This window comes from Patescibacteria group bacterium (assembly GCA_035288465.1).
Taxonomy (GTDB): Bacteria; Patescibacteriota; UBA1384; order DATEAH01; family DATEAH01; genus DATEAH01.
In genome coordinates, this window is the sequence record DATEAH010000010.1 from 1 (window position 1) to 22,086 (window position 22,086).

At 36.7% G+C, this 22,086-nt stretch carries 20 protein-coding genes and 1 tRNA gene; all 21 read left to right on the forward strand.

Features of this window, described 5'->3' with window-relative positions; all coding sequences use genetic code 11:
* Positions 1-6: 6 nt before the first annotated feature.
* The 21 genes from rpmG to rodA all read left to right on the forward strand — a co-directional run bounded on the left by rpmG (position 7) and on the right by rodA (position 22,051).
* A complete protein-coding gene (gene rpmG, locus VJJ80_03685) occupies positions 7-189 on the forward strand; it encodes a 50S ribosomal protein L33 (GenBank protein ID HLC39191.1) in 183 nt (60 codons plus the stop codon).
* Between the two features lie 53 nt (positions 190-242).
* Positions 243-318, forward strand: a tRNA-Trp gene (locus VJJ80_03690).
* A gap of 118 nt (positions 319-436) precedes the next feature.
* On the forward strand, positions 437-3,241 hold the full coding sequence (locus tag VJJ80_03695) for a hypothetical protein (GenBank protein ID HLC39192.1): 2,805 nt from the start codon (positions 437-439) through the stop codon (positions 3,239-3,241).
* Positions 3,242-3,271: 30 nt separating this feature from the next.
* The gene (locus tag VJJ80_03700; protein ID HLC39193.1) at positions 3,272-6,088 is read left to right on the forward strand and encodes a hypothetical protein; all 2,817 of its coding nucleotides are present in this window, start codon (positions 3,272-3,274) and stop codon (positions 6,086-6,088) included.
* A gap of 93 nt (positions 6,089-6,181) precedes the next feature.
* A complete protein-coding gene (locus VJJ80_03705) occupies positions 6,182-6,784 on the forward strand; it encodes a PilN domain-containing protein (protein ID HLC39194.1) in 603 nt (200 codons plus the stop codon).
* A 36-nt stretch (positions 6,785-6,820) separates the two neighbouring features.
* Entirely contained in the window at positions 6,821-7,459 is a 639-nt protein-coding gene (gene pilO / locus VJJ80_03710; protein HLC39195.1) for a type 4a pilus biogenesis protein PilO, read from the forward strand.
* A gap of 18 nt (positions 7,460-7,477) precedes the next feature.
* Positions 7,478-7,738, forward strand: a complete 261-nt coding sequence (locus VJJ80_03715) for a hypothetical protein (protein ID HLC39196.1) — start codon at positions 7,478-7,480, stop codon at positions 7,736-7,738.
* Positions 7,739-7,747: 9 nt separating this feature from the next.
* Entirely contained in the window at positions 7,748-10,099 is a 2,352-nt protein-coding gene (locus VJJ80_03720) for an ATPase, T2SS/T4P/T4SS family (protein HLC39197.1), read from the forward strand.
* Positions 10,100-10,141: 42 nt separating this feature from the next.
* Positions 10,142-11,287, forward strand: a complete 1,146-nt coding sequence (locus VJJ80_03725) for a type IV pilus twitching motility protein PilT (GenBank protein HLC39198.1) — start codon at positions 10,142-10,144, stop codon at positions 11,285-11,287.
* A 9-nt stretch (positions 11,288-11,296) separates the two neighbouring features.
* Positions 11,297-12,502: a type II secretion system F family protein gene (locus tag VJJ80_03730; protein ID HLC39199.1), complete on the forward strand. Its 1,206-nt coding sequence runs from the start codon at positions 11,297-11,299 to the stop codon at positions 12,500-12,502.
* Between the two features lie 60 nt (positions 12,503-12,562).
* Positions 12,563-13,114, forward strand: coding sequence for a type II secretion system protein (locus VJJ80_03735; GenBank protein ID HLC39200.1), 552 nt, complete (start codon positions 12,563-12,565; stop codon positions 13,112-13,114).
* A gap of 64 nt (positions 13,115-13,178) precedes the next feature.
* Positions 13,179-13,583 (forward strand): type II secretion system protein, encoded by a 405-nt coding sequence (locus VJJ80_03740; GenBank protein HLC39201.1) that lies wholly within the window; start codon positions 13,179-13,181, stop codon positions 13,581-13,583.
* A gap of 329 nt (positions 13,584-13,912) precedes the next feature.
* Positions 13,913-14,401 carry an A24 family peptidase gene (locus VJJ80_03745; GenBank protein HLC39202.1) on the forward strand — a complete coding sequence of 163 codons (489 nt, stop codon included), beginning with the start codon at positions 13,913-13,915 and terminating at the stop codon, positions 14,399-14,401.
* A 15-nt stretch (positions 14,402-14,416) separates the two neighbouring features.
* The gene (locus tag VJJ80_03750) at positions 14,417-14,932 is read left to right on the forward strand and encodes a prepilin-type N-terminal cleavage/methylation domain-containing protein (GenBank protein ID HLC39203.1); all 516 of its coding nucleotides are present in this window, start codon (positions 14,417-14,419) and stop codon (positions 14,930-14,932) included.
* A 26-nt stretch (positions 14,933-14,958) separates the two neighbouring features.
* Positions 14,959-15,594, forward strand: a complete 636-nt coding sequence (locus tag VJJ80_03755; GenBank protein ID HLC39204.1) for a prepilin-type N-terminal cleavage/methylation domain-containing protein — start codon at positions 14,959-14,961, stop codon at positions 15,592-15,594.
* A gap of 21 nt (positions 15,595-15,615) precedes the next feature.
* On the forward strand, positions 15,616-16,197 hold the full coding sequence (locus VJJ80_03760) for a hypothetical protein (GenBank protein ID HLC39205.1): 582 nt from the start codon (positions 15,616-15,618) through the stop codon (positions 16,195-16,197).
* The gene (locus VJJ80_03765; GenBank protein ID HLC39206.1) at positions 16,197-16,778 is read left to right on the forward strand and encodes a prepilin-type N-terminal cleavage/methylation domain-containing protein; all 582 of its coding nucleotides are present in this window, start codon (positions 16,197-16,199) and stop codon (positions 16,776-16,778) included. Before VJJ80_03760 ends, VJJ80_03765 begins: the two co-directional genes overlap by 1 nt.
* Positions 16,779-16,790: 12 nt before the next feature.
* Positions 16,791-17,561: a hypothetical protein gene (locus tag VJJ80_03770; GenBank protein HLC39207.1), complete on the forward strand. Its 771-nt coding sequence runs from the start codon at positions 16,791-16,793 to the stop codon at positions 17,559-17,561.
* 41 nt (positions 17,562-17,602) lie between these two features.
* Positions 17,603-18,043 carry a ribonuclease HI family protein gene (locus tag VJJ80_03775; protein HLC39208.1) on the forward strand — a complete coding sequence of 147 codons (441 nt, stop codon included), beginning with the start codon at positions 17,603-17,605 and terminating at the stop codon, positions 18,041-18,043.
* Entirely contained in the window at positions 18,030-20,948 is a 2,919-nt protein-coding gene (gene ileS / locus VJJ80_03780; protein ID HLC39209.1) for an isoleucine--tRNA ligase, read from the forward strand. Before VJJ80_03775 ends, ileS begins: the two co-directional genes overlap by 14 nt.
* 8 nt (positions 20,949-20,956) lie before the next feature.
* The gene (gene rodA, locus VJJ80_03785; GenBank protein HLC39210.1) at positions 20,957-22,051 is read left to right on the forward strand and encodes a rod shape-determining protein RodA; all 1,095 of its coding nucleotides are present in this window, start codon (positions 20,957-20,959) and stop codon (positions 22,049-22,051) included.
* Positions 22,052-22,086: the final 35 nt, after the last annotated feature.

The following is a 22,086-nucleotide window of genomic DNA, read 5'->3' on the forward strand; positions in this document are numbered from 1 at the left end:
AAGATTATGGCTAAAAAATCAAAAACAATTAAAATTCAATTGATGTGTACGGAATGTAAAGAAAGAAATTATACGCTTAAAAAAAATATTCAAGAACATAAAGAAAAATTTGAATTTCAAAAACATTGCCCAAGATGCCGAAAACATACTCTGCATAAAGAAGTAAGGATTCCAAACCCTAAAAAATAGAGATGATTTGGGATTGTGGAAAATAATTATAAATTCATAATTGAGATGAAGATAGGGGTGTAGCTCAGTTGGCAGAGCGTCGCTCTCCAAAAGCGAAGGCCGCGGGTTCAATTCCTGCCACCCCTGCCATTTTATCAAGCTGATTTTATAGTGATGAGATAATAATATTATTTTGACAAAAAGCATAAATTTTATTATATTTAAAATGGTTAGAATTTAGGATTTTATTGTGCAACTTAGGAGGGGCGTGTCTCCATATTTTAGTAATTTTTTACAGCCGGTTTTTAATAAAATCAAGATTGGTTTTGATTTTATCTCCAGAAGCAGGCTGTTTTTTATTTTGATTTTTATGGCGGCAGCGGCTTTGGCGGTATTTTTATCTCCAAAACCACAGGTTCCAGGAATAAAAATTTCACCTTATACTATTGTTGGTGATACGGTGACGTTTACGGCTGGAGATTCTTGGATTGCAGATTACAATGATCCTCAGATTGAAGGTAAAAATATTATTGTCCAAAATGGAGCAAGGGTTTTTATGAATGGTGAACATGCCTTTAATTCAATGACAATAGAAAATGGTGGGCAATTAGGTACGGTCGGTATTGGTGATAATTTTTTGATTAAATGGACCGGGTATGTTCAGATTCCGAGCAATGATATGTGGATCAGATTAACTGGCGACGATGCGGTTAAATTGCGATTAAGACCTCTTAATGGAAGCTGGCAAGAGGTATCCAATTGGGTAGCATCGTGTGGAGCACAATGTCCTCGAAATGCTGATATTGGTCCTTTAAGCTCAGGATTATATGAAATTGAAGCTTGGTATCGAGATGATGTTGGAATTGCAAGAGTGAGTTTGCAAATGACCACGGGAATTTTATTTTCTTTAGAGCCAATTGCGACAAATTATCTTTTTACCGGTTTAGATGCAACTCATACCACGGCTTGCACGACAAATCCGGTGGATTTTAGAAATGGTCTTTGTGGTGAGTATTACCCTTGGGCGGAATATACTGCTGATCCGGCAGATGTTGATCCTAACCATAACATTCAAAACTTTGTCAGTCCAATGGTTGATTTTTATTGGGAGTTAAATGATCCATTTAAACGAACTTCAGATTTTGCCTGGCTAAAATTAACGATTAATAATGATTTAGATGTCAAATCTGGCGGTCAAATTCGAATCGCGGGCGGCAGAAATGAGGGACCATATATTGCCGAACTTTATGACACTACCGGTAATATAGATCCGAGATTACCGATAACTGTTTATGATGATATGAATCAAATTCAAATTGGTAAGTTAGAGGTGAATGCCAATAATATCTATATTGGTCAATCTGATCCTTCAGGTTTAGATCCCAATGCTATTGTTAGCATCAATGGTTTGGATGCGCCAAAATTTAAAGGATTAGTCGGTGATTTAAGAGATGGAGGAAATGCAGGGATAGTTAATTTTAATGTAGTTTACAATTTTTGGATAAATGATAGTGGTTTAATTGAAGCGATTGGTGGAGATGGTAGTCCTCAGGCGGGACCTTCAAGTGGTGGTTCTGGTGGTGGAGGGTCTGGCGGAATTGTCAGAATTTATCCTCCTCAACTCTTTCGGGGATATGGAAATATTAATATTTCTGGAGGCACGGGCGGAGAAGGCACCGGTGTGGCATCAGTTGGTCGGCCGGGTAGATCACTATATGCAATTACCGAAAATGCCTTTTATTCGATTGGTGATACTCCTATTCCAATTCCGCAATGTTGGCGTCAAGGGACTGATTGCGTAGCGGGTGGTGTAAGTCGATATAATACCTGCGAAACCAGTGGGTCGCGAGTTTGGCTTGGTAATTGCGGTAACGTTGCGCAAGCTACTTCAAGTAGTCAACATGGCGGTTATCGGGGGGGAAATTTTGTGCCACCCCCATATAATGGAAATTTATCAGGAGCCGGTGGCGGCGGAAATGGCGGTGGAGGCACTGAGGGCGGCGGTGGTGGGGGTGGAGCGGCCGGTGCGGCGTTAATTGGTGCAAACAAGCTTGATCCTGTTTCATACACCTCAGTAAGTAATTTGGTTAGTTTATCTTCGGGTGGTCGCGGAGGTCAAGGTTCAGGATCGGGCAGTGGCGCTGGAGGACTTGGGGGGACACCATTTATTAATATAGATAATAACATACATGAAATTTATCAAGCTGCGAATCTTAGTTTAAATAATCCGGGAAACTGTGGGGTGGATGGTAGTTTAGGCGGTGGCGCTGGCGGTGGCGGTGGAGGCGGTCCATTTTTTAATATTTCCTTCCAACCAATTCTAATACCTCCTCCCTCCGCGATTGAGGTTGAAGGGGATGTCCATGCCAAGGGAAATATCTCAATTTCCGGAAACGCGACCGGAGTTGTGACTGCAACCGGGCTGTCAATTAATACTAATTTTAATGCCAATGAATTAAAAGTGAAACTTACCTCTTACACAATAGATTCTGCTTCATTTGCAAATTGGGAAAATGTGGTGACAAGCACCACGACCAAACTTTTTGAAACTATTAAAAATCGCTTGCTTACTGAAAGGGCACAAACTTTTACCTCTGAAAAATATTTAAATTTAAATCCGGAAGAGACTCCGGAAGGTGGGGTTTGGCGGGCGGCAACATTACCCGAACTAACTCCTTTGGGAGATACATCTTATAACGGACGTGGCACCTTAATTGTGGAAAATCAAAATGTTAATATCAATAGTAATCTAACCAGTTCAAGTCCTTCAATGATGGGCTTAATCGTTTTAAACGGAAACGTTACTATTGGTTCTGATGTGACAAATTTACGGCTGGCAATTTTTGCGCCCAATGGGACGATTACTATTGCCAGTAATCCTTTAAATAGTAAATTTACGTTTTCGGGTATCTTAATTGCGCAATCAATTTATATTCAGCGTTCAAATTCAGATATTAATTACAATCAATCGATTAATGGAGTGAGGAATAGCTTAGTGCCCGATAGATATTATTCTGCTTTGCCAGGATTTTCGCAAATTCTGCCGCCAAGTTGGCAAGAAACGGTGTTATAACCAATTTTTATTTATATTAGTTGGAAAAGGATGTTTTTTAAAAAATTATCAAAAATAATTTCTAAATTTGCGTTTTTGGGCCGATATTATTTTATGGGTTTAGTTTTGGTAGTTATAGTTTTGATTTGGCTGATGGCTCCAAAAAATAATCCACCCGCTTCTCAGGTTGAAGGTACTGTGAGTATAATTGGTGATACGGCCACATTTTCAGGAGAAAATTTTATTGGCAGCAATACAGATTTTGACACAAATGGCTCAAAAGGGATTCGTAATATTGTGGTTGAGCCCGGAGCTAAAGTTTTTGTAAATGGTGACCATAGTTTTGGAAATATTACCATTAAAGATAGCGGTTCTTTTGGTACTACCGGCATTAATGATAATTTTTTGGTGAAATGGACCGGGTATATTCGGGTCCAACCAAGTTGGAAAAATATCAGATTGGTTGGAGAAGATGCCGTAAAACTGCGCTTGAGACCGCTTAATGGTCAATGGCTTGAAGCTTCGGCATGGACGAATAATTGCGGCAGTGCCTGCCCAAGCAAGGCAGAAATTAATTTGTCATCAGCCGGCCTTTTTGAGGTTGAAGCTTGGTATTATAATTTTGGGGGGATGGCTGATGTGCAATTGCAAAAATTGGCGTTTCCTCAAGATAATTCATGGTTTGATGCGCGTTATTCAGAGCCAATTCCGGCAAATGAATTATTTACCGGAATTGACTATGATCATGGGACCGCCTGTACGCCTAAGAGTAATTTTCAAAATGGTTTATGCGGCGAATATTATGCGATGATGACATATTATAATGATCCGACGACTTATAAAAATATTGCCGGTTATTTGGATGATCATTTAACGCAAAGAAGAATTGATAAAATGGTAAATTTTAGTTGGGATTTGGCAGATCCTTTTGAGCGGACTCCTGACATCCGAAGTAATAATTTTGCCTATTTAAATATTTACTCAGATGGCGATATCGTCATACGACCTGGAGGTGTTCTTGAAATGGTGGGGGGGAGAAATGGCGGGCCGTATTTGGCCGAGACTTATACTTATGATAGTGCGACGGTGGTGAATGTTGATTATAATGATGTTGAAAAAGTGGCGACAGGCCGATTGTATCTGACTTGTAGAAATCTTTACTTGCAAAGTAATTTAATCCCCCGTAAATATGGGGTAATTAAAGCCAATGGTTTATCTCCTCTGAGTTTAAGCAATTTGTATCAAATTGATATTAATGGTGATCGTCGTGATGGCGGTAATGGCGGGATAATTAAAATTACCACGACCCAAAATATTAGTCTCGAAAGTCAAAGTCAGATTGAAGCTAAGGGCGGAACGGGCAGCCCCTTGCCCGGTCCGAACCGTGGCGGGTCAGGAGGTGGCGGATCCGGTGGGATTGTAAAAATATCAGCCGGCAATTCACTCGATAATTCAGGCAGGATAAATGTTTCAGGAGGCAATGGCGGTGATGGTTCCGGGGTAAAATCGATGGGTCGGCCTGGTCGATCTTGGTTTTCTTTGCATGAAACTCAATTTTATGGTAATCCAATGATTGTCTCTGATTGTTGGCAAACTGGCGGAGATTGTGGTGAAAATGATTACCACACTTTAAAAACTTCAAATCCACCCAATATTGGCTCGACCTGTGGAGTTAGTGGCGAACAAACATTTTGCAGTAGCGATGGTGGTTGGTACGGTAAAGTATGGGGAAGATATGGTAGCCTTGGTGCGGGAGGCGGCGGTGGTTATTGTCCAGGCATGGGAAGTGGTAAATCAACTCAAGGTGGAGGAGGAGGCGGTGGCGCTGGTGGAGTGGTGATTGTAAATGCGGCGAGCGTTTCAGACCAAAATAGTTTAACCGACTCCTCATTTTTGGGTGCTCGGGGCGGAAATGGAGGAAAGGGAGCTGATGGGCCGGCAGGTGGTTTAGGAGGAGTCGCGGCGACAAATTTATTAAATAACCGGTATGATATTAATGACGCGTTAGAAATTAGTAAGCAGGCACAAGATGGCCAATGCGGAAGCCATGGTGATCAAGCTGGGGGTTCGGGTGGAGGAGGAGCTGGCCCAGTGTTAAATTATTCACTAATTGTTCCGCCAACGCCCCTTCAAGGTCTGACCATTGAAGGCGATGTTCATGCCGCCGGTAATATTTCAATTTCTGGTTACGCCACCGGTATTGCTTCAGCGGGGGGAATAGTTAATTATTCAAACTCTGGTTTTCGTGGCAATTTAGGGGATGTTTCTTCGTATACTATTAACTCAGAATCATTAGCGAGTTGGGGGAAAGTTGTGACAAGCGGTGACAAATCCTATTTTCAACAAGTTTTAAAACGTTTAAAGTTAGAACGAGCCTTGCCTTTTTTAAAAAGAAATTTTGAAGATCTAAACCCGAATATGACCCCAGAAGGGGGTGTTTATTTGGCAACATCATCCTTTCCAACTCAATTAATGGGATACAAGGGGCGTGGAACGGTTATTATTGAAAGAGGTGGGCTAGAAATAAATGGAGATTATTGTTGGAGTAATGAGCCAACCGATTTTATGGGTTTTATTGTTGAAAGCGGCGATGTTATTATTCAACCTAATACTTCATATGTCAAAGCGGCGATTTTTGCCCCCAATAGTGATATTCGAATCTTAAAAAGCAATAAGGGTTTAGAGTTTCATGGTCTAATGGTCGCAAAATCAATCACAATTAAACCGTCAAATATGCCAATTAATATTCACTATGATCCAAAAATAAATGGGACGAAGTTTAAATTAATACAAAACAAATTTTATTCAGCCTTGCCGGGGTTTTCGCAAATTTTACCGCCAATTTGGAGTGAATCTGGAGCTGAATAAAATAATCAATTATATAATACAATAGCTTTAAATTTTGGACTTGACACCCTTTAAGGGTTTATATTATACTAAAAGTAGTTATAAAGGAGGGGTATGACGCGCTTAGACATAAATCCAGAAGTTGAGCAAGGTATTATTAATGCTCAAAATCAATCTCAGGCACCGGCTGAGGTGCCAAAATTAAAAGCTCCGATTAGGACCAGCAATATCGTGACAACTGGTTTTTTGATAACCGGTTTTTTCTTGTTGGTTTTTGGGGGCTTATTTTTGTTTAATGTGATGAAAAAGTCAAGTATTAATTCAACGTCGAACAAGATCGGTCAAGCTAATGATGAGATTTTGAAAATGGGAGATGTGAATAAGCAAGCTGAGGCTTTATACTCCCAAATTAATAATCTCGAAGGGCTCTGGGCTGGTCGTAATCTTTGGTCAAACGTGATGACTAAATTAAGTGGGACAATGTATAAAAATGTGAAATTCAATACCGTCAGTTTTGCCAGTCCAAATACTTTAACCATCACTGGTCAGACAGATTCACTTTCGAATGTGGCAAAAATGTTAGCTTCGTTAGAAGGAGACAAGAATTTTTTGAACGCCAAATTAACATCAGTCACGGTAGAGGAAGGTGTGGTTAGTTTTAATATTGGCACCGGTTTTACACCGTCATTATTGGGAGCTAGCTCAGGATCAAAATAATTTGATTATATTATTTAGAATTACTAAGGAGTGATAATGAAACAACCTTCTGAGTCGAAAAAAACCGAACAAGTGGGAGCAATTCTGCTATTATGTCTTTTAGTGATTGTTTGTACAATTATTTTTGGGATTCGTCCTCAAATTTCATCTTTAAAAGAAAATAATATCACGGCGGCGGCCAAGAAAGACGATTTGAAGGATCGACAAGATAAATTAAATAATTTACAAACTTTAGCCAAGGAAATTAATGCGAATAAAGCCATCGTGCAAAAACTAGCCATTGCTTTACCGACAAAAGAAAAATTAGGGGAGCTTTTGATTCAAGTTGATACTATTGCCAATAACCAGAATTTAAAAATTATTAATTTTACTCCTTCGCTCGTAACTCAACAAACTGGGGACGCCTCGAAAGATTTTACTGAAGATACGGGTTCTGCTTCCACTGATGGTACCGCCTCCACTACAACTATTCCGGGCGCGATTGGTGGTGCGGCGCAAACTTATGCTTTTACAATGGCCGTGTCAGGAAATTATTCTTCGATTGTAACCTTTATGAAAAATCTTGAACAAAACTTAAGACCAATGGTGGTTAAAAATGCTGAATTCGCCGCTGCTGAGGGCGGGAATCCAGCCATAGATGCCACTTTCGAAATTGAGACATATTATCAAAAATAATTATCAAAGGAGTAGAAAATGTCTCCGAAAACAATAAAATTGATTGCTTTTATTCTCGTTCTCTTACTTTTAGGGGGTGGTGGCTATTATATTTTTTATGCCACCAAACCATCTCAACAAGAAATTGACTCGCAAAGGGAGAAAGTGATTATTGTTCCCGCAAATATTTTACAAAACAATGCCGCTAAAAAAGTTAATAATTTCATGAAAAATGGCACTTTACCAATTAAAGTTGAAGCGAGCGAAAAAGGCAGAATTAATCCCTTTGCTAACCTATAAGAGTAAACCATGCAAGATTCAGTATCGCAACAAAAAAAACCTGGTAAAAACCTTGGCGAGGCTGGAGATATTTTAGATATTGTTTTAAAAAAGGGTTGGTTAATTAGACCCCAAATAGAACAAATGCGCCAAGACAGTCTGGTATCGCAAAAGTCAGTGACACAAATTTTAGAAGAAAGCGGTTTAATTAGCCAAGAAAAATTAATTCAGGCTTACAGCGATTTTTTTAAACTTCCTATTATTAGATTAAGAGAATTGTATGTTCCAAGACAAATAATTTCAAAAATTCCAGAAAAATTAGCTAAAAAATATTTTATTCTCGTTTTTGATCAAAAAGCAGATCGATTAAAAATGGCCATCGCCAAGCCTGCTCGTCTTCAATATGATCGTCCGGGTGTCCTGGCGGATATTCAAAAAAAACAGAAAGTCGACATTGATTTATATATCACCTCTGAAGGCGATTTTAACGAAGCCTTAAAATATTATCATCTTAAACCGAAAATAAAAATTGATCAAACTACCAAACTTACCGAATTACCAGATAAATCAAAGAACGAGAGCCAACCTGAAGAAAAATTACCCCAAATTTTAGATATTTTAGTTAGCCAACGTTTAATTAATCAAAAAGAAGCTTTAGAAATTATCAAAAAGGGCGAAAAGCAAAATGTGCCTTTTGAAAATATTATTCGCGAAGAAGGTTATGTTTCTGATGATGAATTAGCAAAAGCACAGGCCCAGCAATTTAATTTACCTTACTTGTCTTTAAAAAATTTAAAAATTTCCGCTGAAAATATAAGAAAATTCCCGATTGAAATTTCGGAAAAATATCGATTAGTGGTTTTCGAAACCTTGTCAGATAAAGTTTTTAAAATTGCCACCGCATATCCTGAAAATCCAGCCGCGCATGAAGTAGTCAGCTTTCTAAAATCAAAATATGGCATTACCGGATATTTACATATTACCACCCCGCAAGATATTACCCTGGTTTTGGAAAAATATAAAGAATCGGAACCTGAGAAAAAAGGCGAACATAAAACATTCTCATTGTTCGGTGAGGGAAATGAACCTTGGAGACCTCAGGCTAAAGAACCTAAACCAATTGGTGAATTAGATATTGGTACCTTAATTAAAAAAGATATTCAAACCAAAGAAGAATTAGAAAAAATTACTAAAACTGGAGATATTCCCAGAACCGTCGCTGGCTTAATTAATTTCGCCTTAGTTAAAAAATCATCAGATATTCATATTGAACCTTGGGAAAAAGAATTACACGTGAGATACCGTATTGATGGTGTTTTACGGGATATTATTAAGATGGACCGCAAGATGCATCCTGGAATTATTGCGAGAATAAAAATTTCATCAAGATTGAGATTAGATGAGCAACGAATACCTCAAGATGGTCGGTTTGCAATTAGTTTCAAAAACCGCGCGGTCGATATTCGAGTTTCAACCCTACCCACCAGCAATGGTGAAAAAGCGGTTTTGAGATTATTGGAAAAAACCAAAAAAATAATTTCATTTGAGGAATTAGGTTTAACTGGCCGAGCTTTTGATGTTTTGGCAAATAATATTAAAAAACCGTATGGGATGATTTTAGCGACTGGACCGACCGGATCTGGCAAAACCACGACTTTATATGCAGTTTTACAATCAATTAATACTTCACAAACCAATATTGTGACCCTTGAAGATCCAATTGAATATCAAATTGATGGGGTCAATCATTGTCAAGCGAGACCCGACATTGGTTTTTCTTTTGCTGAGGGCTTAAGAAGTATTTTAAGGCAAGATCCAAACGTGATTATGGTTGGTGAAATTCGGGACAAGGAAACGGCGGGGATGGCGGTTCAGGCCGCTTTAACTGGTCATTTGGTTTTATCTTCGTTGCACACTAATGATGCTGCAGGCGCGATTCCGAGGATGCTTGATATGGGAATTGAACCATTTTTAATTGCTTCTTCACTTTCAGCAATATTAGCTCAAAGGCTTGTGAGGAAAATTTGTTCAAAGTGTAAACAACAAATTCAGATGCCAGCCGAGGTGATTGGAAAAATTGATCGGGAATTGGCTCAAATCCCACAGACTTCTGGCGTTAAAGTCCCAAAACCTTATACCTTTTGGAGAGGTAAGGGTTGTCCAGAATGCGAAGAAGGATACGTCGGTCGTATCGGTATCTTTGAAGTCTTACCCATTTCGCATCAAATTCAAGCCTTAACAATCAAACAAGAATCAGCAAATGCTTTAAAAAATAAAGCCATTGAAGAGGGGATGCTGACAATGAAACAAGATGGTTTATTAAAAGCATTAAATGGATTAACAACCGTTGATGAGGTTTTTCGTACCACATTAATTGAATAAAATTATTTGATAACTAATAAATTATTAGAAAATAGAGGTATTATGGATCAACCATCGAATCCTACTCCCCAAAAACCAGCCACACCGACAACAACTCCAACTAACATAAGTTCTGAAAAAGGCTTGCAAATTTCTGGGGAAATTACTCAATTATTAGATGCCGCCGTTAATAACGATGCATCTGATTTGCATTTATCTTATGGCGTGCCGCCAACTTTGAGAATTGATGGCCGGTTAGTGCCAATTGAGGGCAAAACAGCTTTAAGCGCCGAACAGGTTCAAAAATTAGTCTTTAGTTTTATGACCCAAGATCAAAGAGAAAGATTTCTACAACGCAAAGAGGTTGATTTTTCCTTTAGCTATGGCGGCAAAATTCGATTCAGAGTCAATGTTTTTTATGAAAAAGGCTATGTCGCCGCTGCCTTAAGATTAATTTCGACCACGATTCGTACCCTTGAACAGCTAAATTTACCGCCAATTTTAGAAAAATTTACTTTAGCTTCACAGGGATTTGTAATTATCACTGGTCCAACTGGTCATGGAAAGTCTACGACCTTAGCGGCAATTATCGATCATATTAACCGCACGCGTTCGGAACATGTGGTGACGGTTGAAGATCCAATTGAATATATTTTTAATAATGATAAAAGCATTATCCAACAGCGAGAAGTTTATGCTGATACGTTATCATTTGCCCGTGCTTTAAGATCAATTTTGCGAGAAGATCCAAATGTCGTGCTAATTGGTGAAATGCGAGATTTAGAAACTATTGAAGCTGGCCTAACAATTGCAGAAACTGGGCATTTGGTTTTAACTACCTTGCATACCAATAAAGCGGCTGAAACGGCGGATCGCATTATCGATGTTTTTCCGCCTCACCAGCAGCAACAAGTCCGTTCACAATTAGCCAATGTTTTATTGGGGGTTGTTTCACAAAGATTAATTCCGAAAATTGGTGGGGGACGAGTTCCAGCAGTTGAAGTGATGCTCGCAAATTCCGCGGTTCGAAACGTCATTCGTGAAGGTAAAACATACCAATTGCCAAATATTATTTCAACTTCTGTTTCTGAAGGGATGATTAATTTAGACAAAGTTTTGGCAGATTTAGTTTCCAAAGGGGAAATTACGGTTGATGATGCATTAACATGGTCTTTAGATCCCAAATCATTGAAAATGTCTATATATTAAAGGAGGGGAATGCCCGACAATTTTGAATTTGAAGCTCGTAATCCTCAGGGTCAAGTCGTGACCGGGATGATTTCTGCTGATGATTTGGCCAGAGCTGAAAAAATTCTCACCCATAATAAATTAACCGTGACCAATATTCATAAAAAACAAGAGCTGTTAGGATTTTTAGAAACTATCACAAATCGGATCTCACTTCGCGACAAACTCTTATTTTGTAAACAGTTGGCAACCATGATTGAGGCTGGATTCCCAATTTTACAAGCCTTAGAGGTGATTGAGACACAAACTACTAATCGTAGTCTAAAAGATCGAGTTTCACAGATTTCTGCCGACCTTCAGCAGGGCCATAGTTTTTCTTCAACGATTGAAAAACAAGGTGATATTTTTTCACCCGTTTTTATTAATGCGGTTAAGGCTGGTGAAGCTTCGGGAAAACTGCCTTATGTTTTAAGAAAATTAGCTGATAATATGGAGCAAGATTATACTTTTATGTCAAAAATAAAAAGTGCGGTTGCATACCCAATTTTCTTATTAGTTGCGATGGTTGGTATTGGGATAATAATGTTAGTGAAGGTAATTCCACAATTAGAACAAATTTTTAAAGAATCAGATGTCGAATTGCCTTGGCCAACGAAGTTTTTTATTTGGGTTTCAAATGTATTTCAACATTATTGGTGGATTATTTTGGTATTATTATTTTTGGCGTATTTAGCAATTCGGGCTTGGCGAAAAACTGAATCTGGAAAATTCACCATTGATGTAATGATGATTAAAGCTCCAATTTTGGGTCCGGTAATGAATTTAATTTATATGTCGAGATTTTGCCGCACCTTCGCAATTTTAATGTCAACTGGGATTCCCCTATTGGAATCGATAAAAATTGTCTCTGAAGCAATTTCGAACGCGGTTTTTAAACAAGCCTTAGATGAGGTTTATGCACAGGTTGAAAAAGGAATTCCCGCTTCGACGCCCCTTGCTAAAAATAAAATTTTTCCACCGATGATTCCTAATATGATGAGTGTGGGCGAAAAAACCGGCAAATTAGATGAAATCTTAGAATCTTTGGCTAATTATTATGAATTAGAAGTTGATAATCAGATGAAAAAGTTATCCTCATTGCTGGAGCCAGTTTTAATTGTTATTATTGGAATAGGTGTGGCAGTAATGGTATTTTCTATTATTATGCCAATTTATAATTTGGCGCAAGTCATTTAAATTATTAGTAAATTGATTTTATTATCCTGATGTAAATAAATTAACATCGGGAGGAGGCGAATGATTCGCAAACCTAAAAAAGGTTTTACGTTGGTGGAGCTATTGGTAACAATTGGAATAATTGGAATATTAGCAGTAATTGCGTTTGTAAGCTTGAATGGTGCTCGTCAAAGAGCTCGCGATTCGAAAAGAATTGATGATTTAAAACAAGTTCAAACCGCTCTGGAAATGTATTATGATGATAAAAAAGTGTATCCTGATACTTTGGCTGGAACCGCTCCTTCGTGCGTGATAGAACCTTCCTATACAGCTGAGGGATGGAATTGGTGTTTAAGTTCTCGAGATAATCCTTGGGTACCCTTGATAAGTCCAGCTTATATCCCAACTTTGCCTTTGGATCCTCAACATCGGGCAAAATTTTATATCTATGGCGGTTTTACCAATAATTATAAATTATTAATTCCATATATGGAGAGTGGGACTGGAAAAAGTTTAGCGTCTAAAGATGGAGGTTGTCGTGCGAATCAATATGAAATTTATTCTCCGACGGCAGCAAAGTGGTGTTATGGTCCAACTTGTTCAAATCCTATTACCAAGTGTGATACCCCATAGTTTAGTTAAAGGTCGATTTAAGATATCAGATTTAATAAAATTATAAATTTAAAGGAGGTAGAAAATGTCAAGAAAATCTCGAGGTTTTACTTTAATCGAGTTATTGGTAGTTATTGCCATTATTGGTATTTTGGCCGTAATCGTTTTACTCGCTTTAAACTCGGCTCGTGTTAAAGCCCGTTTTGCTTCCGGTCAGTCTTCCTTAGCTTCGGCTCAACCTGCCGCGGTCATGTGTACTGATGATAGTTTTGCTCTTAACGCCGCCGCTCCTGCTGGAAATGTTTGTGCGGATACATCTGCCACAAACGCCACTTGGCCAACTGCTGCACAGTGGAGTGCCTTAACTGGTTGGGGTGCAATTACTGTTACTGCTGTTGGACCAGATGCGTGGTCATACAATGCTGTTTTTAATTCTGGTGGATTGAATAAAACTGTTACTTGTACTGTCAACGGTTGTACAACAACATAGTAAATTTTTAATGAGATAACACGATGCAAACACTGGTAATTCTTGGTACATTTATTTTAGGGTTAATGATTGGCAGCTTTGCAAATTCAGTTATTTACCGATTAGCTGATTTAAAAACAATATTAAAGGAAAGGTCCCTTTGCCCACATTGCAAAAACAAATTGGGCTTTTGGGACCTAATTCCTTTAATCAGTTTCGCTTTTTTGCTTGGTAAATGTCGATATTGTAGTCAAAGAATTTCTTTCACTTATCCGGCTGTTGAATTACTAACCGGCCTAATATTTGTCACAATTTATTTATATTTTGGACTGACCTTTTATGCAGTCTTATTGGCAATCATTTTTGTCGGTTTAATAGTGATCGCTTTTTATGATTTTCGAAAAATGATTATTCCTGATGAAATATTATTACCAATTGCCATTTTAGCTGTTTTAAGCTTAATAATGTCGATTTTTGTCAAGTCCGGTTTTGGATATCCAAAAACAGGCTTAGAAAATTTGTTATTATCATTTTACGGTTTAGTGACATTTAGCTTGCCAATAATTTTTTTATTCGTAGTTTCAAAAGGTAAGTGGATGGGTTTTGGGGATATCAAACTTGGTCTATTTTTAGGATTAGTATTGGGGTTTCCATCAGCAATTGTAGCAATTTTTCTGACCTTTTTAATCGGAGGATTGGCAGGCATAATTTTAGTCGCTTTAGGCAAAAAACAACTTAAAGATAAAGTTCCTTTTGCACCATTTATGATTTTAGGGATGATGATGGCGATTTTTTGGGGAGAGCAGATACTAAATTGGTATTTAGGCTTAGGTTTTTAAATATTAGGAGGAAAGATGTCTCGAAATTTATCCCATCAATCAAAAAGAGGTTTTTCTTTGATTGAATTATTGGTCGCGATATTTATCATTATTATTTTAACCACGGCTATTTTAGTCAGTTTAGCCAAATCTCGCGAAAAGTCCCGCGATAATAAACGCAAGACTGATTTAGCAGTTATTCAACAAGGACTCGAAATGTATTATGCGGACCAGCATCAATTTCCTCCCGGAAGCTGTACTAATGTTTCCAGTTTGTCAACTGATCCTTCAAGCCAAAATGATTTTTCTAAATATGTTTCGCCAGTTCCCGCCGATCCGTACCCATCTTTAAATATCAGCTATAAATATAATTTAGTCACAGATACAAATAATTTTCCGCACTATATTATAGTTTCAACGCTTGAAAATAGAAATGATTCAGATTATGACAAAGCCTTAACCGGAACTTATTGGGCAACTGCTAATGATGCCTGCGTTGGAGGTTGGTATGGGGCTGGAAAAAATTATCATTATTTCGTGAGTTCAGATTAAATTGTTGATTTGGATTAAATCGCACCATGACTAAAAAACAAAAATATTCACTAAAACCCAATACCACAATTTTAAATGGTGGTTTTAGTTTAGCTGAACTTTTAGTGACGATGGCAATTATAATGATTTTAATGACTTTATTTATCCCAAGTTATCGTCGTTTTAGCCAGCGAAACGATTTAAGTTCTTCGGTTCAGCTGATGAAGGAAGCGGTTTTAAGAGCGCAAAGCTTAGCATATGGTCCTGAAAGCAGCCCTTTAAGTCCAGATTCTGTTTCTTATTATCGTTTTGTATTTTATCCTGATGAAAAACCAGCGGTGAGATATGAAATAAAATTTGGTTCAATGGCAACTTCGACGTGGGACTCATTAGATACTTCAGGTAATAACCCCACCTCGACTTACTTAATTGATAATTATGAAAAAACCATTGAGCGTGGATATTTGCCAACCTCAATTGCATCTTCTTCGGGTTCGCTTAAAACTTTTGGTACGACTCGTGAAGGGTCAATTACTTTTCAGGTTATTAATGGAGCTTGTTATTATTCCTGGCAGGTTTATTCCACTCCAGCAGATAAAAGTTATGTTTTTGTAAATTTACAAAATAATTTAACCTCAAGTTTAGTTTTTAATACTGGTTCGTGTAAGCCATCTATTCAATAAAATAATAATTGGATTTAAATAATGTTAAAAAGCATTGAAAAAAAACAAAATTCTGGCTTCGGGATATTAGAGGCGATTATTGCTTCTGGCATTATTGCTCTTTTTTCAGCTGGGGTAGTAATTTTAGGAAATATTTCCCTTAGATCGGTAGTTATTAATAAACACAAATTGCAGGCTTCATATTTGGCTCAAGAAGCGGTTGAGGGTTTAAGAGTGATGCGCGACACAGCCTGGATTGATGAAAAACCGACGACTTCTTGGAAAGAATATATCACCAAAAGCTGTTCATTGATAGGTGGTGTTTATACTTGTTTAGGTTCAATTTCTTGCACTAATGGTGAGTGTGGGGTATTTTATTCACCAGCATATCAGCGTTGGCATCTAAACCCGACTAATATTTATTATTGTAGTGATTTGACTACTTCGGCGAGTGCGTCAGGTTGTGCAGGAGGAGCAATTTATACTCAAAAAATTACAATTCGTCCTGGAGTGGCGCCAAATGATAAAACAGCGGATGTGATTGTGGATATTTCATGGAAAGATTATGATAAAACCAGAAGCGTGGTTATAAATACAATATTAACCGATTGGATGAGTTATTAATGAAAAAAAATAAATTAAAATCTGGATTTACTTTAATTGAAATTTTAATTGCCTCCTATATTTTTGTGGTGGTGATGGTGGCAGCGACGGTTATTTTTAGCTCTTCGGTTGGTGCCAAGATGAAAGCCCAAGTATATTGGGAAAACCAGCAAGAGGCTCGTTTTGCGATGGAGAAAATTACCCGAGCCACCAAAGATTCAACCATAAAAAGTTTTGCAGTTGAAAGTGGCCCAAAATTAATACTTTGTTCAGATTATTATAGTTCTTGTTCTTCTGCTTCGGCTTCGGGCGGCAAAGCCTTCCAATTTTGGTATGACATAAATGCCAAAGCGATTTATATGCAAAAAGGAGGATCGACGGCAATTCGTTTAACTTCAAGTAATGTAGAAGTAAGTAATGTGAGCTTTTCCCCAAGTAACCCCGCGACAACCCCCCAAAACGATGAAAATAAAACTGTGCAAAGATTCGTGACCGTTTCTTTTACAGTTAAAAATGCTCCGGGAATAAAAAGAGTCAGTTCTGATACTTTGACGCTTAAAACCACAATGGCTCTGAGATATTATTATAAATATAAATATTAATTATTTTAATTTATGAATAAAAAAATTCAACAAATTAAGAAAAATTTAAGATCAAAAAGCGGAGCGGCATTATTAATAACCATGTTGCTTATTGCAGGGGTAGGTGCTTTGGCTTTGGCTATTTCTCGAATAGTTTTATCGGAAATTAGAATTTCCGCTAGTTACGCCGATTCAGTTATTGCTTATCAGGCGGCGGAAACTGGTATCGAGAAAGGATTATTAGAATTTAGAAATAATCGGACATGGGATGACAAAACTTTTTCAAATTCCGAGCAGAATTATACAGTTTTAATTAACACAAAACAGGCGAGTCCGGTAGAATTTGCTCGAATTGATAGGGACAAATCATACACTTTAGATATTTCTAAAAATACCCAAACAATAAATGTATATTGGCAGGCGCGTTGTACCCCGACTTGTAATAATGTTGGAATATTTGAATATCAAATTTCTAGAGACACGAGCGCCAATTCAGAATGGAAATTAATCGGCAATTCTACTTTAAATACAGGAAGCACCGATAATATTGAACCCGGGGTGATAACTTCAGCTCGAAAATATTTAAGGTTTAGGTTTTTGACGCCATATGCTAACACCTGGGCTTTTGTTAAATTATCGAGCGCAACTGAACAATTACCTAGCCCAACATTTACTATCGATTCAACCGGTACCTATCAAAAAGTTAAAAGAGTTTTACGGGCAACCCTACAACCAGCAACCGGTCAAGTGATTAGCATCTTTGACTATACTTTATATGCCGGGGTGGGTGATATTGCGCCATAATTTAGTTTGCGAAAAAACTAACTTTGGGTTATAATCAGTTTATGAAACTAGATAAACTGATTATTTTTTGTGATGGGGGAGCTGCTAATAACCCAGGACCAGCCGCAGCAGGGGTTGTTTTTTATAATTCAAATGGTAAAAAATTATTACAGATATCAAAATATTTAAGTTTGCAGACCAATAATCATGCAGAGTATCAGGCGGTGATTTTAGCCTTAAAAACTGCGCAATTAAAATTTGATCCTGAAGTTATCGAATTTTATTTAGACAGCCAATTAGTGGTTGAACAATTATCTGGAAATTATAAAGTTAAAAATCAAGGCTTAAAACCATTGCATTTGGAAGTGAAAAAATTACAATTAAATTTTCCATTAGTTTTTTATCATCATATCACTCGTGAAAAAAATCAACTCGCAGATCGTTTAGTTAAAAATGAAATCAAAAAAAATATTAAAAAAGGTGATAATTATGGAAAATTATAAACCTTTATCTCCGGAATCCGAAAAAGAAATTTTGAAATTTTGGGAAAAAAATCGAGTTTTTCAAAAATTAATTGCTAAAAATAAAAATAAACCGGCTTGGTCTTTTTTGGACGGACCGATTACGGCTAATAATCCCATGGGCGTGCATCATGCTTGGGGCCGAACCTATAAAGACCTTTTTCAGCGCTATCACGCAATGAAAGGCGAGGAGCAGCGTTTCCAAAATGGTTTTGATTGCCAAGGGTTATGGGTGGAAGTTGAGGTTGAAAAAGAACTCGGCTTTAAAACTAAAAAAGAAATTGAAGAATACGGTATTGAAAAATTTGTCAAAAAATGCAAGGAAAGAGTTCAAAAATATGCGGAGGTCCAAACTGAGCAATCAATCAGGCTTGGTCAATGGATGGATTGGGAAAATTCTTACTATACTATGTCAGATGAAAATAATTATGCGATCTGGCATTTTTTGAAAAAATGCCACGAGAAAGGTTATTTATATAAAGGTCACGATTGTGTGCCATGGTGCCCAAGATGCGGTACTGCCATTTCCCAACATGAAATATTATCCGAAGAATACCGGGAAATTTACCACGAATCTGTTTATTTGAAATTACCAATAATAAACTCTGAGTTTAAAAATAGTTTTTTGTTGGTCTGGACAACCACACCTTGGACTTTACCGGGAAATGTCGCAGTAGCGGTTAATGATAAATTAGAATATGGGGTATTTAGCAATGGGCGGGAAAATTTAATTTTGCTTAAAGATTTAGCTACCAAAATCTTAAACCAAGATTTTAAACTTACCAAAACCCTCAAAGGTCAAGATTTGTTAGATTTAAAATATATCGGTCCATTTGATGATTTGGAGATGGTTTTGGGGGCGAGAGAAAAAAATCCCGAAACATTTCATGCGGTTATTAGCGATAATAATTTGGTCACTTGCGAAGAGGGAACTGGTTTAGTTCATATTGCACCGGGCGCTGGTGCTGAAGATTTTAAATTAGCAAAATCTAAGAATTTATCAGTCATCAACTTAATTGATGAGTCAGCTGGGTATTCGCCTAAACTTGGTGAATTCTCGGGCCAAAATGCCAAAAAACATCCTGAAATTATTTTAGAATATTTAAGAAATAAAGATGCTGGCAAATATTTTTATAAAGTTGAAAAGTATCAGCATCGATATCCGGTTTGTTGGCGATGCAAAAAAGAATTAGTCTGGCGAGTCGTTGATGAATGGTATATTTCTATGGATAAACTTCGCGAGCCAATGACGGTGATAACTAAACAAATCAAATGGCAGCCTAATTTTGGCTTAGCTCGGGAATTAGATTGGTTGAAAAATATGGAAGATTGGTTAATTTCAAAGAAGCGATATTGGGGTTTAGCTTTGCCAATTTTTGAATGCGAATGTGGTAATTTTGAAGTAATTGGATCTAAAAAAGAGTTGGAAGAAAAAGCAGTTTCGGGTTTTGATAAATTTGCCGGACACACTCCGCATCGTCCCTGGATTGATGAAGTAAAAATTAAATGTTCAAAATGTAACAAACCAGTTTCTCGCGTTAAAGACGTTGGTAATCCCTGGTTAGATGCGGGAATCGTGCCTTTTTCCACCATGAAATATTTTGACGATTATGAATTTTGGCAAAAATGGTATCCGGCAGATTTTATTTGTGAATCATTTCCCGGTCAATTTAAAAATTGGTTTTATTCATTAATTGCCATGAGTACAGTTTTAGAAAATTCCAAACCCTTTAAAAATGTTTTGGGATTTGCGACTGTTCGCGATGATAAAGGTGAGGAGATGCACAAATCAAAAGGAAATACAATTTGGTTTAATGAGGCAGTTGAAAAGGTGGGAGCAGACGCGATGCGTTGGTTATACAGCTTGGCTGATCCTTTTTCAAATTTAAATTTTGGTTACAAGAATATCAATGAAGCTAAAAAAGAGTTAATTATTTTTCAAAATGTAGTTAATTTTTTTGAAACCTATGCTAAAATTGATGGATGGCAAAAAAATAAAAATATTCAAGATTCAAAAAATTTATTAGATAAATGGATTCTCTCCAAATTAAATTCGACAATTGAAAATGTCTCGGGGTATTTAGATCAATTTAAACCGCACAAAGCAACTCAGCAAATTAATAATTTAATTTTAGACCTTTCACTTTGGTACCTGCGCCGCAGTCGTAAAAGAAGAAATGAAGAATTTTATCAAACGCTTTTTGAAGTAATTTTTAATATAAATATATTATTAGCGCCATTTTTACCTTATTTTAGCGAAGCGAATTATCAGCGTCTCAAATCGGAAAATGATCCTGTATCTGTGCATTTGTTAGATTTTCCAAAAGCCAAAAAAGAATTAATTTCAACTGAGTTAAATGAACAAATGGCAATAGTTCGTGAAATTGCTTCGCTGTCACTGTCTTTGCGAGACGATGCCGGTATTAAAATTAGACAACCGCTTTTAGGACTTTCGGTTTGGGGGAAAACGAGTCCGATTGAACTAAAACCAGAATTATTAGCAATTTTAGCCGAAGAAATAAATGTTGAAAAAATTGATTTTAAACCTCAAAAAGATAAAGAAAAATTTATCATTAAAAAGATTAAAGATTTAAATTTTGCCTTAGATATTGAGATTACTCCTGAGTTAAAAAGTGCGGGAATTTTAAGAGAATTAACCAGATTAATCCAAGAAACTCGAAAATTTGCTAATTTAAACCCTGACGATTTAGTTGAAATATTCCTGAAAATTGAGGATACAAATATTCAAAAAATAATTTCTAAAAATCTATCAGAGTTTCGAAAGAATATCTTAAGCTCAAAAATTACTTTTGAAAAAAATGACGTTGATTTTAAAAAAGAATCTAAAATTGACGGTAAAAATATTTGGATCGGAATCAAAAAATAGGAGATTTTGTGCCTGCAAAAGCCTCAAAAACAATTGATTGGGTCTTGTATCTTTTGGTGTTGTTATTAATTATTGTCGGAATTTTAGTAATTTATAGTATTTCTTATGATTCGAGCGGCGGGAACATTTTTCGAGATCAGATTATTTTTGCGATTATTGGTACCATCATGATGGTGATTTTTACTTTTTTGGATTATCGGAGCTTAAAGGGGTTATCAATATATTTATATTTAATTGGTTTGGTTTTATTGGTTTTAGTATATATTTTTGGGAAAGTGACCGGCGGCGCCTCAAGATGGCTTGATTTGAAATTTATTCAACTTCAACCTTCAGAAATTTTTAAATTTATTTTAATCATTACCATGGCTTCATATCTATCTAATCATCAGCGGGATTTTAGCTTCCGTCATTTTATTGCGAGCTTGCTAATTATTGTGATGCCAATTATATTAGTTTTAATTCAACCTGATTTTGGGACGGCCTTAATCTTGTTAATTATTGGCCTAAGTATGCTTTTGGCTTCGCAAATAAAAAAAATTTATTTGTTTTTATTGGTAATTTTAATAGCAATTTTTACACCCTTGACCTGGTTTTTTATTTTAAAAGATTATCAAAAAATACGATTAATTACTTTTTTGAACCCAAAAGATGATCCGTTTGGGGCAGGATATAATGTTTTACAATCATCTATTACGGTGGGTTCCGGGATGCTATATGGTCGAGGTTTTGGAAAAGGGTTTCAGAGCCAATTAAAATTTTTACCAGCTTCTCATACTGATTTTATTTTTGCCGTTTTTGCAGAAGAATTTGGTTTTATTGGTGCTTTAATTATAATCTTATTTTTTGTAATTTTAGTGATTAAAATTATTCAAATTGCCAAAATCGCGGCTGATAATTTTGGGATGCTTTTCACCGTCGGAGTCGCCACTTTATTTATTTTTCAAGTTTTAATTAATATTGGTATGAATATTGGGATTATGCCAGTGACTGGAATTCCTTTGCCATTTATTAGTTCTGGCGGTTCAGCCCTGATCACAAATATGGTATTAATCGGTATTTTACAAAGCATTATTATTCGACATAAAAAATTGAATTTTGGCTAAGATATAATTTGATTTTCGATTGAATTGATTGACAA